Origin of the sequence: Gordonia sp. NPDC062954 (assembly GCF_044543825.1) — a bacterium.
Lineage (GTDB): Bacteria > Actinomycetota > Actinomycetes > Mycobacteriales > Mycobacteriaceae > Gordonia > Gordonia tangerina.
The window spans coordinates 1-15,709 of sequence record NZ_JBITWL010000032.1; the positions used below are offsets into that span (position 1 = coordinate 1).

At 65.8% G+C, this 15,709-nt stretch carries 13 protein-coding genes; 8 read left to right on the forward strand and 5 right to left on the reverse strand.

The genetic code is table 11. The annotated features are described in order from the left end of the window. The first annotated feature begins 98 nt into the window (after window positions 1–98). The gene (gene ltrA, locus ACIGKQ_RS22510) at window positions 99–1,406 is read left to right on the forward strand and encodes a group II intron reverse transcriptase/maturase (protein WP_396575011.1); all 1,308 of its coding nucleotides are present in this window, start codon (window positions 99–101) and stop codon (window positions 1,404–1,406) included. Between the two features lie 227 nt (window positions 1,407–1,633). Here the strand turns inward: ltrA and ACIGKQ_RS22515 are convergent, their stop codons facing one another. Beyond that, entirely contained in the window at window positions 1,634–2,326 is a 693-nt protein-coding gene (locus ACIGKQ_RS22515; RefSeq protein ID WP_235723476.1) for a TetR/AcrR family transcriptional regulator, read from the reverse strand. A gap of 110 nt (window positions 2,327–2,436) precedes the next feature. Between ACIGKQ_RS22515 and ACIGKQ_RS22520 the strand changes: the two genes are divergently transcribed. Next, a complete protein-coding gene (locus ACIGKQ_RS22520; protein ID WP_266061671.1) occupies window positions 2,437–3,900 on the forward strand; it encodes an MFS transporter in 1,464 nt (487 codons plus the stop codon). A gap of 55 nt (window positions 3,901–3,955) precedes the next feature. Here ACIGKQ_RS22520 and ACIGKQ_RS22525 read toward each other — a convergent pair whose 3' ends face one another. From ACIGKQ_RS22525 to ACIGKQ_RS22540, 4 genes are all read right to left on the reverse strand, one after another. Further along, window positions 3,956–4,846: an ATP-binding protein gene (locus ACIGKQ_RS22525; RefSeq protein ID WP_266061670.1), complete on the reverse strand. Its 891-nt coding sequence runs from the start codon at window positions 4,844–4,846 to the stop codon at window positions 3,956–3,958. A 26-nt stretch (window positions 4,847–4,872) separates the two neighbouring features. Next, entirely contained in the window at window positions 4,873–6,015 is a 1,143-nt protein-coding gene (locus ACIGKQ_RS22530; protein ID WP_396575012.1) for an amidohydrolase family protein, read from the reverse strand. Window positions 6,016–6,019: 4 nt separating this feature from the next. Beyond that, entirely contained in the window at window positions 6,020–7,357 is a 1,338-nt protein-coding gene (locus tag ACIGKQ_RS22535; RefSeq protein WP_396575013.1) for a glutamine synthetase, read from the reverse strand. 64 nt (window positions 7,358–7,421) lie between these two features. Next, window positions 7,422–7,796 (reverse strand): VOC family protein, encoded by a 375-nt coding sequence (locus ACIGKQ_RS22540; RefSeq protein ID WP_235723481.1) that lies wholly within the window; start codon window positions 7,794–7,796, stop codon window positions 7,422–7,424. Window positions 7,797–7,959: 163 nt separating this feature from the next. On the opposite strand from ACIGKQ_RS22540, the gene ACIGKQ_RS22545 reads away from it, so the two are divergent. The 6 genes from ACIGKQ_RS22545 to ACIGKQ_RS22570 all read left to right on the forward strand — a co-directional run bounded on the left by ACIGKQ_RS22545 (window position 7,960) and on the right by ACIGKQ_RS22570 (window position 15,658). Then, entirely contained in the window at window positions 7,960–9,621 is a 1,662-nt protein-coding gene (locus ACIGKQ_RS22545) for a flavin monoamine oxidase family protein (protein ID WP_396575026.1), read from the forward strand. A gap of 5 nt (window positions 9,622–9,626) precedes the next feature. Further along, the gene (locus ACIGKQ_RS22550) at window positions 9,627–10,424 is read left to right on the forward strand and encodes a carbon-nitrogen hydrolase family protein (RefSeq protein ID WP_396575014.1); all 798 of its coding nucleotides are present in this window, start codon (window positions 9,627–9,629) and stop codon (window positions 10,422–10,424) included. A 367-nt stretch (window positions 10,425–10,791) separates the two neighbouring features. Continuing rightward, window positions 10,792–11,478, forward strand: coding sequence for a hypothetical protein (locus tag ACIGKQ_RS22555; RefSeq protein WP_396575015.1), 687 nt, complete (start codon window positions 10,792–10,794; stop codon window positions 11,476–11,478). Between the two features lie 412 nt (window positions 11,479–11,890). Next, window positions 11,891–13,015, forward strand: coding sequence for a DNA polymerase IV (locus ACIGKQ_RS22560; RefSeq protein ID WP_396575016.1), 1,125 nt, complete (start codon window positions 11,891–11,893; stop codon window positions 13,013–13,015). 47 nt (window positions 13,016–13,062) lie between these two features. Further along, the gene (locus ACIGKQ_RS22565; RefSeq protein ID WP_396575027.1) at window positions 13,063–13,986 is read left to right on the forward strand and encodes an esterase/lipase family protein; all 924 of its coding nucleotides are present in this window, start codon (window positions 13,063–13,065) and stop codon (window positions 13,984–13,986) included. A gap of 166 nt (window positions 13,987–14,152) precedes the next feature. Then, window positions 14,153–15,658 carry a transposase gene (locus tag ACIGKQ_RS22570; protein ID WP_396575028.1) on the forward strand — a complete coding sequence of 502 codons (1,506 nt, stop codon included), beginning with the start codon at window positions 14,153–14,155 and terminating at the stop codon, window positions 15,656–15,658. Window positions 15,659–15,709 lie beyond the last annotated feature (51 nt).

Below are 15,709 nucleotides of genomic sequence, written 5' to 3' on the forward strand. Positions count from 1 at the left end.
ACGCGCCGGTGGTCCCATAACTGGCAATCCAGGTGGTCCCATCCCCATGGCAAACAATCAGCCCAGGGTGGTCCCTTCACGGTGGCAAATGACAGGCTGTGCGTAGTGGTCGTTCGGCGGGTGCTGGGAACGATGTCAGGGATGGCCAGGGGCTGTGGGAGCAGGTGTTTAGCCCACAGAACCTGGGTGTTGCGGTGAAACGTGTCGAACGTAATCGGGGCGCGCCCGGTGTGGATGGCATGACCACGGAGCAGTTGCGTGGGTGGTGTCGGGAGCATTGGGGTGAGGTCACGGTGGCGTTGGATGCGGGCACGTATCGTCCGTCGCCGGTGCGTCAGGTGTTGATTCCCAAACCTGATGGTGGGCAACGGAAATTGGGGGTGCCTACGGTGCTGGATCGGCTGATCCAGCAGGCTATCGCGCAAGTATTGACCCCGATCTTTGATCCGGGGTTCGTGCCGGTCTCTTATGGGTTCCGGCCGGGCAAGAGCGCCCACTCTGCGGTCAAGGTCGCCCGTACGGTGATCGAGCAGGGGTATCGGTGGGTGGTCGAGGTCGATCTCGATGCGTTCTTTGATCGGGTCAACCACGACATCCTCATGTCCCGGGTTGCGCGGAAAGTGAAGGACAAGCGGCTGCTGAAGCTGATCCGCGCCTATCTTGAGGCGGGGATCATGGTCGATGGGGTGCGACAGCCGACGGCGGAGGGAACCCCGCAGGGGTCGCCGTTGTCGCCGTTGTTGTCCAACATCATGCTCGACGATTTCGATCAGGAGATGTGGGCGCGTGGGCATCGGTTTGTCCGGTATGCCGACGATATCCGTGTCTTCGTGAAATCCAAGCGGGCCGCTGAACGGGTGCTCGAGACGAGCACCGTGTTCCTAGAGCGGCGGATGAAGTTGAGGGTGAACAAAGACAAGTCCTCGATCGCTCCGGCAACGACAGCTGTGTTGCTGGGGTTCGGGTTCTTCTTCACCACGGCGGGAGTCAAGATCAGGGTGGCGCCGAAGGCGTGGTCGCGGGCCAGGGCCCGTCTCCGGGTGTTGACGTCTCGGCGGTGGAGTGTGTCGATGTCGTATCGCATCATGCGGCTCAACCAGTATGTGCGGGGTTGGATGGGGTATTTCCGCTTGGCGGACACGCCACGCAAGCTCTCCGACCTCGATGAATGGTATCGCCGCAGGCTGCGCCAAATCCGGTGGAAGGAATGGAAACGTGGCCGTACACGGGTCGCGAATCTGCGTGACCTCGGGATTCGGGCTGATCTGGCCTGGCAGTGGGGCATGACTAGTCGTGGCTACTGGCGGATCGCGAAGTCGCCCATCCTGCACCGGGCTCTCCCGACGAAGTACTGGGAGGGCTTGGGCCTGATCTTCTTTCACTCTGCCTGGGCCAGGTTTCACTGACTCAGCGAACCGCCGTATGCGAGGTCCGCACGTACGGTGGTGTGAGAGGAGGGCCGGGAAACCCGGCCCTCCTACTCGATTCACCCGCCGATCGATCTCGATACGCCACTCACTACGTTCGCGGCTACTCGATCCACGGAGTAGTCCGAGGCGCTAGCCGAGGGCGTATCGAGATCACGCAACCCTCATCGCCAACGGCCTCCGGCGACTGCGGCCGGAACTCGGCCCTACCCCTCGGCTTGTAGCCGGAGCCCCTCCAGCAACAGCTCCAGTCCGGCTCGGAACTGATCGATGTCGCGGTGACCGTCGAACTCGTCGACGATGTAGTGCATGAACGGGAAGCGCTCCGGGTCGAGTGCGCGCCAATTGTCGGCGACGCCGTGTAGATAGGTCTCCGCGGCGACCGTGCCGTCGAGGACCTCCTGCGGTGGGTCCTGTCCGAGGTCGGCGGCCACGCCGATGACATAACCGAGAATCGCCGATACCGCGTGAAAACACTCCCGGGGCGGAAGGCCCAATCGCATCACCTGTTCGCCGATGCGTTCGTAGAGCAGTAGCGCGTTGGACTGAATGGTCGTGTTGCGCATGAAGTATGCGGCCAGCCAGGGCCGCTTCTCGATAGCCGTGAAGACGGCCACCGCGATACCCCGGGTGTTGTCGATCGGGTCCCCGTCGGCGGCGAGATCCTCGGTGTCCGACAGCATTCCGGCAACCACATGGTCAGTCGCGCGGTCGAGCAATTCGTCCTTGTTGGACACATACCAGTAAATGCTGCCGACCCCGCCGCCCAGACGCGCGGCCAGCGCTCGGAAGGTGAGGGCCGGTTCGCCGGCCTCGTCGAGCAGTGCCACCGCCGTCTCGACGACGGCCTCGAGTGAATGCGTGACGCGACGCCGGGTCCCACGCGCTCCAGGTGCCATTCGTCTATCCCATCACATTGCCTCTCGCTGTCTTGTCACGGATCGAACGCCGTTCTAGTATCGAACTATGTTCGAGAACCGAACAACGTTCGACGAAAGGAGGTGCTGCGATGACCGCCGCTACCCAAACTTCCCCGACCCGCACCTATGGGTCACTGAGCGCCGCGTGGATTCCGCTCGCGGCGCTGTGCTTGGCCTTCTTCGTGGAGATGGTCGACAACACCCTGCTCACCATCGCCCTGCCGACGATCGGCCGTGATCTCGGCAGTGGAACCACTGCATTGCAGTGGGTGACCGCCGCCTATTCGCTGACGTTCGGCGGACTGTTGCTCACCGCGGGCTCCGCCGCCGATCGCCTCGGCCGACGACGCGTGCTGCTTGTCGGCCTATTCGCTTTCGGCCTGATCAGTCTCGGCGTCGTCCTCGTCCATTCCGCCGGTGAGCTGATCGCGCTGCGCGCTGCGCTCGGTGTTGCGGCGGCCGCGATGGCGCCGATCACCAACTCGCTGGTATTCCGGCTCTTCGAGAGCGACAGACTGAGGATGCGTGCGATGACGCTGATGATCATCGTCGGCATGAGCGGCTTCATCCTCGGGCCGCTGCTGGGCGGCACCGCATTGGTCCACCTCAGCTGGGAGTGGCTGCTGGTGGTGAACGCGCCGATCGCACTGATCGCGTGGATCGGGGTGCGCCTCGGTGTGCCGGCCGATCGTCCCGAGGACCTCACCGACGACCGGCTCGACCTGCCCGGGGCCGTGTTGAGCATCGCCACCATCGGCCTCGCCTGCTACATGCTGACCAGCGGCGTGGAACACGGATGGGCCTCGCTCATCACAATCGGGTGTGGGCTGGGCGCGGTGCTCGCCCTGGCAACCTTTGTCTGGCACGAGCGCCGCACGGCCCAACCGATGCTGGATCTCGGCGTGTTCACCTCGGGCACCGTGCGTGGCGCTGCCATCGCTCAGATCGGCACCTCGATCGCCATGGCCGGCGTGATGTTCGGTCTCATCCTGCACTTCCAGTACGCCTACGGGTGGAGCCCGATGAAGGCCGGCCTGGCGAACCTACCGATGATCATCACGATGATCGCTGCGACGCCGATCTCCGAGGGGTTGGCCAAGCGGTTCGGGCATCGGATCGCGTGTCTGGTCGGTGCGGTGCTGCTGGGCGGTTCACTGGCCGGTCTCGCCTGGGGCGTCGACCACGGGTACCTCGCGATCGCCGTCTTCATGGTGACGCTGACCATCGGGCTGCGCACGGTGATGACCATCTGTGCGGTGGCTCTGGTCGATGCGATGCCGGAGAACCGCACCTCGATCGGCGCCGCCCTCAACGACACTGCCCAGGAGGTGGGGACCAGCATCGGCACCGCAGTCGTCGGCACCTTGATCGCGGTGCTGGTGACGGCGACGTTGCCCGCAGGGGTGTGGAGCACCGATCTGGTGACATCGTTCTTCCACGGTGAGCGGATCACCTACGCGGTGCTGGCTGTGGTCGTCGGTCTGATCGCCGGATTCGGCGCGCTGACTCTCACCAATTCGCATGCGACCGAAGAGCCGCAACCGATTTCGTAGTATGAAGCGGCTCGACGTGCCGCTTCATACTACGAATCCACAGAACAGGGCAGGCTCAGCGGTCGATCGAGAACCGCACCGCCGCCCGAACCTGCGCCGCGATCGCCGACCCGGCACCCAGCGGCCAACGACTCATGATGTATTCGGCAGCCTCGTCGATGGTGAGTTGGCGAGTGGAATTGCCGCTGCGCACCCAGAACTCGGGATCGGCCTTCTTGCCGGGCCGCAGATACACCGGTCTCGTCGACGGCGAGCAGATGATCCGGCACACCGGTCGTTGACCGTCGTCGGCTGCAACGTCCTCGATCGTGACCCCGATGGCCGCGGCCGCGTTCTGCCCGAACGACGTCGAGAACAGGTCTCGCAGCCACAACTCGAAGCGGTCGGCGTCGGGCACCTTCATCGTCGCGTAGTCGCGGTCGAGGCCCAGTGGCCGGCCGTCGTCGTCGACACCGATCAGCAGGGTGCCCCCGCCGGAGTTGAGAAACCCCGACACCGTCTTGACGATCACATGCTCCATGCGGGCGTCCTTCTCGCCGGTGTGCATGTTGACCCGCGCGGTCGATTTGAACTCCAGCCGATCGGACTCGCCTGCGGCCATCAGTTCGGTCAGAGTGGCGCGCGGCGGATGAACCCGTGCGATCACCGCGGTGTAGGTGAACACGGCGGCGATGGACCCCACCAGCCCGAGGATCACGGTCAGCCCGCTCCACAGCTTCAGGTTCGAGTCCAGCGCGCCGGCGATCAACAGTCCGATGGCGGTACCGACGATCGACAAGACGATGGAGGTCGTCACGTTCATCTTCGCCCGATCGCGAAGGGTCCAGCGGGCCACGCCGCCGAACGCCCAGGCGATGATCAGTACCACGACCAGCGCTATCGCTGTTGCCCACACCGGCACGGCAAATTCAATCGGGCCGACGGCCGCCAGATTCACTGCATGCACAGCAGACAGTATGGCGAAGGGGTCGGTCAGCGGGCTGATGCGGTCAATCGCACATCGCCAGTGAGCCCGTACACCCGCCGCGCATTCCCGGACCCGATCAGCTCGGCCACCCGTAGCGCGTCGTCGAGTGCCCACGCGTCGGAGTCGACGAATCGTTGCAGGACCTTCGCCAGGCCATGCCGCCACAGCTGCGCGCCCAGGTAGTGGAGCTCGGCCGGACCGTACGCATCCGACGAGTAGAGCACCTTGCGGAAGGGTGCCAACTCGAGCGAACGTGCGATCAGTTCGGGGGCGCGGGCGCCGAGATGGTTCACCGCGAGCCCGACGTCGACGTAGACGTTGCTGAACGCCTGGGCCAGATATCCGGCTTCGCGTTCGAACGGATAGCAGTGCAGCAGCATGACCGGCGTGGTGCCGCTGGTGCGCAGAAAGTCGAGAAGCAGTAGGGGATTGGTGCGGTGCAGGTCGGCATCGCGATCACCGAGTCCCACGTGCAACTGCAGTGGCTTGCCCAGCCGTAGCCCGCGATGCAGTCCGAAACGCAGCAGCGTGCGATCGGTGAGTCGGGTGCCGCCGACCTCGCGCCAGCGTCGGGCGGCGTCCTCGACCTGCGCCGGCGCCGGGTCGGTGAGATCCCCGTCGAACCCGCCGCGATAGGCGATGATCGACTTGGTGCCCACCGCATCTCGGGCTCGTTCGGCGAGGATCTCGTCGAAGGCATCCGCGTAACTGCCGCCGCGCGTGACCGCATCCTCGGCGATCGATTCGAGCCGGAGCACCTCGTGCGCGGCAGACCCCGACCACCGGGCCAGCAGGTCGACATCTGCCACGCCCGGCAGCCCGGTGTCGACGACCCAGTCGGACACACCGGCGGCACGCAAGAACCGATGTGCGACGTCGACCTCCGCCGACTCTGCGCGCCGAGCCCAGTAGACGTCCGCCGGTGCGTGCACCGGCAAGCCGAGAATCGGCGCACACCAGCGGCGCAGCGCGAACCCTATCTGCGTATCGAAGGGCGCATCGTCGGCGGACACCGGCTCGGTGTTCGCCTCATTCAAGGCATTCTCGAAGCGGGTGCGGTCGACGCTGTCGATCCAGCAGCCGTGCACATGGTGATCGATGAGCGGCATCGTCGCGACGTGTTCGGCGATCGGCCCCGGCGACGCCATCGGGTCACACGCTCCAGGCGAGGCGGAACCGCTCGGTCAGAGTGTCGGCCGTGTGGTCGGGGAAGTTGTCCACCTCATAGCCGCGCACGGCGACCAGGGCATCGACCGCCGGGTCGCCGAGAATCGCCCGCACCGTTGTCGAAGCATCCAAGGTGTCGACGATCGCGCGTTGATCCGCGGACAGCGGTGCGATGTCGGCTTCGGCGCGCTGCTGGTCGGTCAGCGTGGCCGGGTCCACGGTGACCTCCGGTGGCAACGGCATCTCCAGTGCGATGCCGAGAGCCGCCGCACCGAGGATCGCTGCGGTCGCGAAGTACACGTTGGCAGACGGGTCGATGGCTTTGACCTCGACGTTCGCGCCGCGCGGGGTGGCCGGACCGGAACGGATGAGGCGGACCGCAGCTTCGCGGTTCTCCACGCCCCAGCACGCGAACGCGCCGGCCCATTGTCCGGGCAGCATCCGCAGCCCCGAGACGACCGAGCCGCTCAATACGCCCTGCAAGTCGACCATTGCGTCGACGAGCCCGGCGATCGCGTTCGCGCCCAGCGCCCTCAGCCCGGTTGGCCCGGGCCCGCCGGAGAACAGCGGTTGATCGTCCTGCATCAGCGAGATGTGTTGATGTGCTCCGCATCCAACGCCGTCGGCAAACGGCTTGGGTGAGAAGCTGACGCGCAATCCGTGCCGTCGGGCGACGCGACCGAGAACGATCCGCGCCAACACCACCTGATCGGCGGCGGCAACCGGGTCGCGGGGTTCGATGGACAGTTCGAACTGCGAGCGGCCGTACTCGGGATGAAATTGCTCGACGCCGAGGCCCGCCGCATGACAGTCCGCCAACACCTCACGGACGAACTGTTCGTGTTCCAGGACACCGGCCGCGCCGTACTGGGCCCACAGGTGTGCCGGCAGTTGCTGTCCGTCCGGGCCGGTCAGCATGAACTCGAGTTCATGCCCCACCATCGCGCGCAGACCGGTGCGGCCCAGGCTGTCGACGACCCGGCGCAATGTTCCGCGCGCACACTGCGGCACCGGAGCGCCGGCTTGGTCGAAGAACTCGCCGGGCGCCCACACCAGGGTCGCATCGAGAGTGTGCATCGCTTCGAGGTCGACACGGATGCGCTGATCGCCGACGACGCCGATGGCATCGGTGAACGCGATACCGACCTGATCGGCGGCGAACGCGTGCCAGGTCGGACTGGCACCGAGCCCGGGGGAGGCAAACGCCGGCACCCGGACCTGTGGCACGGTTTTGGCGAGGATCAGACCTGCGGGGTTGACGATCGTGCCGAGGAGAACGGTCGGATCGGTACCCTTTGTGCCGCCCGGTGCGCCCGATTGCATACCTCTCAGTGTCGTGCCCGCGCGCGTCCGCCGCACGGGAAACGGCGGACGCGCGTGCCGGCGGTCAACTCTCGTAGCGATACGGCAGGTACTGCACGTTCCAGTGGTTTCCGTCCGGGTCGTCGAAGTAGACGAAGTGTCCCCACGGCTGCACATCGACTTCGCTGGCGTCGACCCCTGCGTCCAGGAGTTGGGTACGTGCCGCGTTGATATCGGACACGCACAGCATCAACTGGCCCACGTTGGGTCCGGGGTCTTCGACGATGCCCTTGCCGAAGGCGATGGAACAGGCGGATCCGGGCGGGGTCATCTGCACGAATCGGATGTCGTCGCTGGGCGACTGGTCGTGGTCGGGATGGAATCCGATCCGGGTGTAGAAGTCCTTGGCGCGGTCGACGTCGGTGACGGGGAGAAACGCGACTTCGAGTGTCCAGTCCATGACGATGCCTCTCGTGTGTGGTCAGTGAATGTGGGTGAGTTCAGTGTGACCGGCATCGAGGACATATTCGGTCCTCGATGCGCGAGCCGAGAAGATTCCCCTTCGGCGCGTCTTTTCGGCGGTGTCCGACGCATGCCGCGCCCACGCAATATCCTTGAGCGTTGTGCACCCCGATCGGCCGGTGACCATCTACGGTCCGGATTTCCCGTTCGCCTACGACGACTGGATCACGCATCCGGCCGGGATCGGGTCGGTGCCCGCCGACGCGCTCGGCTCGGAGGTCGCCGTGATCGGCGCCGGGATGGCGGGGATGGTGGCCGCCTACGAGCTGATGAAGATCGGCCTGCGCCCGGTGGTCTACGAACCCGAACGCATCGGTGGTCGCCTGCGCAGCGAGCACTTCGTGCCCGGTGAGCCGGAAGTCGCCGAACTCGGCGGCATGAGGTTCCCGATCTCGTCGTCGACGTTCTTCCACTACGTCGACACCTTCGGTCTGCGGTCGCGGCCGTTCCCGAATCCGTTGACGCCGGCGGCCGGCTCCACGGTCATCGACCTTGGTGGCGAGACGCTCTATGCCCGCACCCTCGCCGATCTTCCGCCCATCTACACCGAGATCGAAAAGGCCTGGGACAGCGCACTCGAACGCGTTGCCGGGTTCTCAGCGCTGCAGGATGCCATCCGCAACCGCGACACCGGTCGGCTCAAGGACCTGTGGAACCGGTTGGTGGTGGATTGGGATGACCGCAGCTTCTACGACTTCCTGGCCACCTCCGACGAATTCGGGTCGCTGACCTTCCGGCATCGCGAGCTGTTCGGGCAGGTCGGATTCGGCACCGGCGGATGGGATTCCGACTTCGCCAATTCGATGCTGGAGATCCTGCGCGTGGTGGTCACCAACTGTGACACCGAGCAGCACCTGATCGTGGGCGGGGTCGAGCAGGTGCCCCGGCGGCTCTGGTCGGACAGTCCGGCCCGCATCCGGTACTGGCCGGTCGGGACGAGTCTGTCGTCGCTGCACAGCGGAGTGCCGCGGGCAGGTGCGGCCGCGATCCGCCGAGTCGCGCCGGGCCGGATCGAGGTCGTCGACCGCTGGGGCGACGCCCGTGAGTTCCCGGCCGTCGTGGCGACCTGTCAGGCGTGGTTGCTGTCCACCGAGATCGACTGCGATGAAAGCCTGTTCAGCCAGGACCTGTGGATGGCCCTGGATCGGACGCGCTACATGCAGTCGTCGAAGACCTTCGTGATGGTGGACCGACCGTTCTGGACTGAACGCGTCCCGGCGACCGGCCGCGATGTGCTGAGCATGACGCTGACCGACCGGTTGACCCGGGGTACCTACCTGTTCGACAACGGCCCCGACCGTCCTGGGGTGATCTGCCTGAGCTATAGCTGGATGAGCGACGCACTCAAAGTGCTGCCACATCCGGTGGAGAAGCGGGTGTCGTTGATGCTCGATGCCCTGCGCAAGATCTACCCCGACGTGGACATCGCCGAGCACATCGTCGGGCGACCGATCACCGTGTCCTGGGAGAACGAACCGCATTTCCTGGGCGCTTTCAAGGGAGCATTGCCCGGGCATTACCGCTACAACACCCGCATGTACGGACACTTCTACGGCCAGGAACGCCTGCCCGAGGCCGAGCGTGGCATCTTCATCGCCGGCGACGACGTCTCGTTCATGCCGGCCTGGGTCGAGGGGGCGGTGCAGACCGCGCTCAACGCGGTCTGGGGCGTGCTGAATCATTTCGGTGGCCGCAGCCATCCCGACAATCCCGGCCCGGGCGACCGCTACGCCGAACTCGGGCCGATCGACATCGGCGGGTGAGCGACGTGGCCGACATCGATGTACGAATAGCGCTGTGGCAGTGCGAAGCCCGGCCGCTTCAGGTCGAAGCCAACCTGACCCGCCTCGATGCGACGGCGGCTGTGTCGACGGCGCGCGGAGCGCAGCTGTTGATCGCCCCGGAGATGGTGGTGACCGGCTACGCCATCGATCCCGATGCGGCCGATCGGCTCGCCGATGCCCCGGACGGCCCAGTGGCCCAACGGGTCCGCGACATCGCGCGCAGCCACGACATCGCCATCCTGTACGGCTGTGTGGAGCGCGCCCCCGACGGTCGGCGGTTCAATGCCATCCGTCTCGTCGATCGGCTCGGGTCCGCGATCGCCACCCATCACAAGACTCAGCTCTTCGGCGACATCGATCGCCGCATGGTGGCCCCGGGCTCGTCACGCCCGCCCGTCGTCGAGTGGGCGGGGTGGCGAGTGGGTCTGCTGACCTGCTACGAGGTCGAGTTCCCCGAGTTGGTCCGGTCCTGCGCGCGGCGGGGAGCGGACCTGATCTGCGTGCCCACTGCGAATATGATCGACTACGACGTTGTGCAGGAAGTGTTGCTACCGGCGCGCGCGCTGGAAAGCCAGGTCTTCCTCGCCTACGCCAATTACTGTGGTGCAGAAGGCGATCTGGTCTACGGCGGTCGCAGCACGGTGGTGAGCCCGACGAGTGCGGTACTGGCGCAGGCCGGACGCGACCCGGAGCTGCTCGTCGTCGACCTCGATCGCCTGACCCTCGAGGAGTCGCGCGAGACGTATCCATATCTGCGTGATCTGAGGACGGACGTGTGCTGATCGGGGTGGGCGCCGAGCGTCAAATGCGTTACACCTGAGGGGAAATTGACTCTGGACAGTCGGCCGTCCGTACCCTGCGGTAGCGATACGCATCGAACCTACTGGCCAGTAGCGTTCGGTGTGCAGGGGGTCGGTAGCGGGGTCGGTCGGCGGTGGTCGACGGGTTCCGTCATCTCCGGCAAGCGGTTTGAGATTGTTCGACGTCGACGCCACTATGCGCGTCGACCGCCGTTCGGGTCGTCATGCTCCTGGTGTCGGGGCTGGGTATGACGCAGGCATCTGCACGTCCGATGAGGGGGATCATGCCCGACACACTTTCCACACGTATCCGCGGCCGGGTCGATGGCTCGGTGCGCCGGCATCAGCGTTGCTCGAGGCGGTCGAGGTCGAAGAGCTCATCGTCATTCCCGGCCTCGATGCGTTGCTCGATGCTCCGCAGGAGTTCGCGCTGAGCTTTGACGCGTCGATCGCGCTGTCGGCGATGCTGCGCAAGCATGCTTACCGGATCGGCGTCCTGAAGCAGATGGCCGCCGACGAGATCGACGAGAACAATTGTCGAGCAGAAGATCTGAGGGAAATCCCCGCTTCGCTTCCGGTCCGGGCGCTCGAGGTCATCGCCGGGCAGTCGCGTTGGGCGGCGGATCCGCAGGGGCTCGCGATCGTGCGCGTCGCGTTTGCGTTTGTCGCGGTGTATTCGTTGACCGATCCGACCAACTGTCACACCGCCTCGCGTGCACTGCATCTGCGTCCGCGACCACTCCACGACGACCGCGCGCTGCTGCGTGCGGTGCTGAGCGCGGCGGTGCCGGTGCTCGACGGCCGGTGCGCGGGATTGCTGCCGATCTATCTGAGCAAGGCGAGTGCCTTTTTCGCCGATCCGGACCATACCCGATGGTCGGCGCCATTCGACCGACGGTGCGCTGATGCCCGCTCGTCGTCGCTGCTCGATTACAACCCGGATGCGTTGGGTGAGGGCTGCCGGGCGATCGGCCTGGCGCACTCCGCGCTGCGCCTGGCGGGCCGAGCGTCGAACTGGCCTGCGATGTTCTCGTGATCGTGGTTCGGGTCACGAATGTTCACTCAGTGTGCCGCGAACCACTTTACAAGTAGGCGGCTTTACCCTAGCGTAGGTTACGCGGCGGTAAGCTACTTGCCGGTAGGTGGGTTGAGGATGGCATCTGCGCATGTCAGAGGGTTTTACTTGTCCCGTCAGAGTGCGATGGACGCACCGACGGGGCGTCGCTGCGCAGCGTGTCGAGCGCTCTGCTGACCGCGGATCGGTCGATTTCGGTGGACGGGCGTGCTGCCGCGTCCGACGGATCTCGACCAGCACACGTCGACGCAGGGGAGGGCGTCGTTCGAGGGGTCGGGTCGGGTCGATCGTGCTGCCGTGGCAACCGGTCGCCCCGACCCGACGCAGTCGCCGAACCGGGTGTGCAGCCCAGGTGGCGCAGTAGGCTGAACGGGTGGTCGATGCAGCACGACGTCATCGATGGCTGATCCATGTGGACCTCGATCAGTTCCAGGTCTCCGTCGAGCGACTGCGCAGTCCGGAGCTCGTGGGCGTGCCGGTGATCGTGGGCGGCAACGGGGACCCGACCGAGGCACGCAAGGTCGTCACATGTGCCTCCTACGAGGCGCGCGCGGTCGGCGTGCGAGCGGGGATGCCTTTGCGCGCAGCGCATCGCAAGATGCCGGACGCGGTCTACCTGCCGCTCGACGTACCCGCCTACGATGTGGCCTCCGCCGACGTCATGGCTGTACTGCGGGCCTCGGGCCATCCGCTCGAGGTGTGGGGCTGGGACGAGGCCTATCTGGGTGTCGAGCCGATCGACGGACCGGCCGTGGCCGACCGCAGGTCGATCGGCGAACTGGCCCGGCGCATCCGGGCCGACGTGTTCGAACGCACCGGCCTGCAGTGCTCTATCGGGATCTCTGATAACAAGCAACGCGCCAAGATGGCCACCGGTTTCGCGAAGAAGCCGGAACCGGCGTCAAGGGCACTCGCATCGTTCGACATCGACAAGGTCTACCTGCTCGACGAACAGAACTGGCTGGCCCTGATGGGCAACCGGCCCTGTCGCGACCTGTGGAGCGTGGGGCCCAAAACCGCCGCCAAGCTCGGCTCACACGAGGTGGAGACCATCGAGCAACTGATCGCCACCCCGCGCGAGCAGCTGATCGAGATCTTCGGTCCCCATCAGGGCAACTGGCTCTACGTGCTGTGCCGGGGCGGTGGTGACGCCACGATCACCGAGGAACCCTGGCTCGCCCGCTCGCATTCCAAGTCACGCACCTATCCCACCGATCTCGCCGATCGTGACGAGATGCGCTCGGCAGCTCTGGAACTGACCCGCGACCTGTTGACCGAGATCCTCGCCGAGGAGCGCGTGGTGTTCCGGGTGGCCGTCACGGTGCGGACCACGACCTTCTACACGCGGACCAAGTCGCGCAAGCTCGCCGCACCCACCACCGGCTACGACGACATCGCGCCGGTCGTCGGCGAACTGCTCGGCAACTTCGAACTCGATCGTCCCGTGCGGTTGCTCGGCGTGCGGTGCGATCTGGTGATGCCGGAGGAGGACGACTGATGCGGGTATGGCTGTGGCCGGTGATGGTCCTCGTCGGCACGGCGGTCATGGCGGCCGCGGGAATCGCTGCGGTGTCCCACGCCCCGGCCGCAGCGACTCCACGCCCATTGCCGGTCGTCTACGACTTCACCGCCGGTATCGGTGCCGAGCTCTCCCACCCGGGCGGGTCGCTGCCGGGCACCAACGACTTCGGCTGCCGGCCGTCGCGGAGCCATCCGCGTCCGGTGATCCTGGTGCACGGCACCGGCGGCGGGCGGCAGACCAACTGGGCCACGCTGGCGCCGGTGCTGCACAACGCCGGCTACTGCGTGTTCGCACTCACCTACGGGTCGTTGTCGACGGCGTGGCCGGCCTCGGCACTCGGCGGACTGGGGCCGAAGGTCGACAGCGCCTGGCAGGTCAAGGCGTTCGCCGACCACGTGATGGCGGCGACCGATGCTCGTCAGGTGGACATCGTCGGTCATTCGCAGGGCACCGAGATCCCCACGTATTGGATGAAATACCTCGGGGGGCGCGACAAGGTCGCCCACTATGTGTCGTTGGCGCCGTACTGGCGACAGGATCCCGACTCCGACGACAGTCGCGGCGATGCCATCGACACGTTCCGCCGGGCGCTCGGCATCGGGCTGCCCGCGCGTCCGGCATGCCCCGAGTGCATCGCACCACCCGCCGACACGTCGTTCAATCAGGCAGTGCGGCAACCGACTCCCTATCTGCCTGGCGTCACCTACACCAACATCGTGACCCGCGACGACGAGATCGTCACCCCGTACAGCAACGGGATTCTCGACGGCCCGCCCGGCACCGACGTCAGGAACGTCGTCGTGCAGGACGGCTGCCCGATCGATCGTTCCGACCACGCCTCGATCACCTCGAACCGACGCAGCGCGGCGCTGGTACTCGGCGCCCTGGACCCCACCCACGCGCCGCCGGTGCCGTGCGTGGCGGTGCCGCCCTTCACCGGCGCCTGAGTCCTCGAATCTGTAGTACCAACAGTTGTGTGGCGGGCTGTTTCGAAATGCCAGCGGATTTTCCGCTGGCATTTCGGCTTGTCGGCGGTGTTGGTAATGGTTGCTGGTCGATAATGTGTTGGTGGCCAAGGGTTATCGTCCGGTGCAGCGTGATCAGCAGTTCCTGATGCCGCCGAGTATGCGTGAGTGGCTGGCAGCTGATGATCCGGTGTGGCTGGTGATCGAAACAGTCGCTGCGCTGGATACCTCACACTTGCACTTGAAACGTAAGACCGGTGGTGTCGGTCGGGCCGGGTATGACCCGGACATGTTGCTGACCTTGCTGGTCTGGGGTTGGGCGCAAGGGCAACGTTCCTCACGGCAGCTGGAACGGTTGTGTCAGCGTGATGTCGCCTACCGGATCATCTGCGCCGGTGACGCACCGGATCATGTGACGATCTCGCGGTTTCGCGCCGAGTGCAGCGACGTCGTTGAGGAACTGTTCACCCAGGTCCTCACATTGTGTGCCCGGGTGGGGATGGGGCAGCTAGGGGTCGTGGCCCTTGATGGGGTCAAGATAGCCTCGAACGCCTCGACCAGCGCGAATCGGACCGAGGACGGGCTGCGCAAGGCGTTGGCAGCCGAAGCGGAACGCGCGAGCGCCGAGCATTCAGCTACTGATGCCGCCGACGACGACGAACACGGGGGTGATCGCGGTGATCAGCTGCCACCGGAACTGACCGACCGGTCGTCGCGGCAAGCGCGTATCGCCGCGGCACTGGCCGAATTGCCTGCCGTCGGCAAGGATGCTGAGGCGATCGCCGAACAGACCCGTCGGGTCGCCCGCGGAGAGGGTGGCCGCTATCCGATCGCGTCCCGTGTTGAGGCGCTGACCGAGAGTTGGCATCGAGCACGAGCCACCCAGCAAGCCAAGATCGATCGCTATCGGCCCGGGCAGAAGGGCCCCAAACCGGTGGCCGTGGACGATCACTTGTTCGTACGACGTGCCCGAGCCAGGCTGGACCATGCGATCGCTGACCGGAACCGACGCGAACAACAGGCGGCGCGCACAGCCGATGCCGGGGCTCCTCGACGAAATATCACCGACCCGCAGTCCCGGTTAATGCCGTTGCGTGGGGGTGGGTGGGTGCAGGGATACAACTGCCAGGCCGTGACCAGCGAAGACGGGCTGATCATCGCCACCGGGGTGAACAACAACAACGCCGATGTCGTCGCGTTCGGTGACATGGTCGGTAAAGCCGTCGCTGCCGCTGCACTCATCGACGCCGAGCACCACCGCCACAGCGGGATCGGGGTGGTACTTGCTGATGCCGGGTATCTCAGCGACGCCAACCTCACGATGCCAGGACCTGATCGGTTGATCGCTGTCGGCAAAAGCCGCGACGTGCACAACGCTGCGCGAACTGCCCCGACCCAGGGCGACCCTCCCCTCGGGGCCTCACCGGTGGCGGCGATGGCGCACCGGTTGGCCACCGAGGAAGGCCACCGGCTCTACAGCAAACGCAGCCATATCGCCGAGACCCCATTCGGGCACGCCAAGCACAACCTCGGATTCAAACGATTTACCGGACGCGGAATCGATCGAGCCACAGCGGAATTCAGCTTCCACGGCCTGGTTCACAACCTGATGAAGGCCATCGGCACCGGACACCTCACCCCGGCAACCACCTAGGAAAGAGGGCAGCGGTCGCTTCCGCGGCCACCGCCCTCACTTCCACCCCAC

Bases quoted from the DNA above. Each gene is read 5' to 3' on its own strand.
- ACIGKQ_RS22515 (WP_235723476.1), bottom strand. From the start codon at position 2,326: ATGGCACCTGGAGCGCGTGGGACCCGGCGTCGCGTCACGCATTCACTC.
- ACIGKQ_RS22520 (WP_266061671.1), top strand. From the start codon at position 2,437: ATGACCGCCGCTACCCAAACTTCCCCGACCCGCACCTATGGGTCACTG.
- ACIGKQ_RS22530 (WP_396575012.1), bottom strand. From the start codon at position 6,015: ATGGCGTCGCCGGGGCCGATCGCCGAACACGTCGCGACGATGCCGCTC.
- ACIGKQ_RS22535 (WP_396575013.1), bottom strand. From the start codon at position 7,357: ATGCAATCGGGCGCACCGGGCGGCACAAAGGGTACCGATCCGACCGTT.
- ACIGKQ_RS22540 (WP_235723481.1), bottom strand. From the start codon at position 7,796: ATGGACTGGACACTCGAAGTCGCGTTTCTCCCCGTCACCGACGTCGAC.
- ACIGKQ_RS22565 (WP_396575027.1), top strand. From the start codon at position 13,063: ATGGCGGCCGCGGGAATCGCTGCGGTGTCCCACGCCCCGGCCGCAGCG.
- ACIGKQ_RS22570 (WP_396575028.1), top strand. From the start codon at position 14,153: ATGCCGCCGAGTATGCGTGAGTGGCTGGCAGCTGATGATCCGGTGTGG.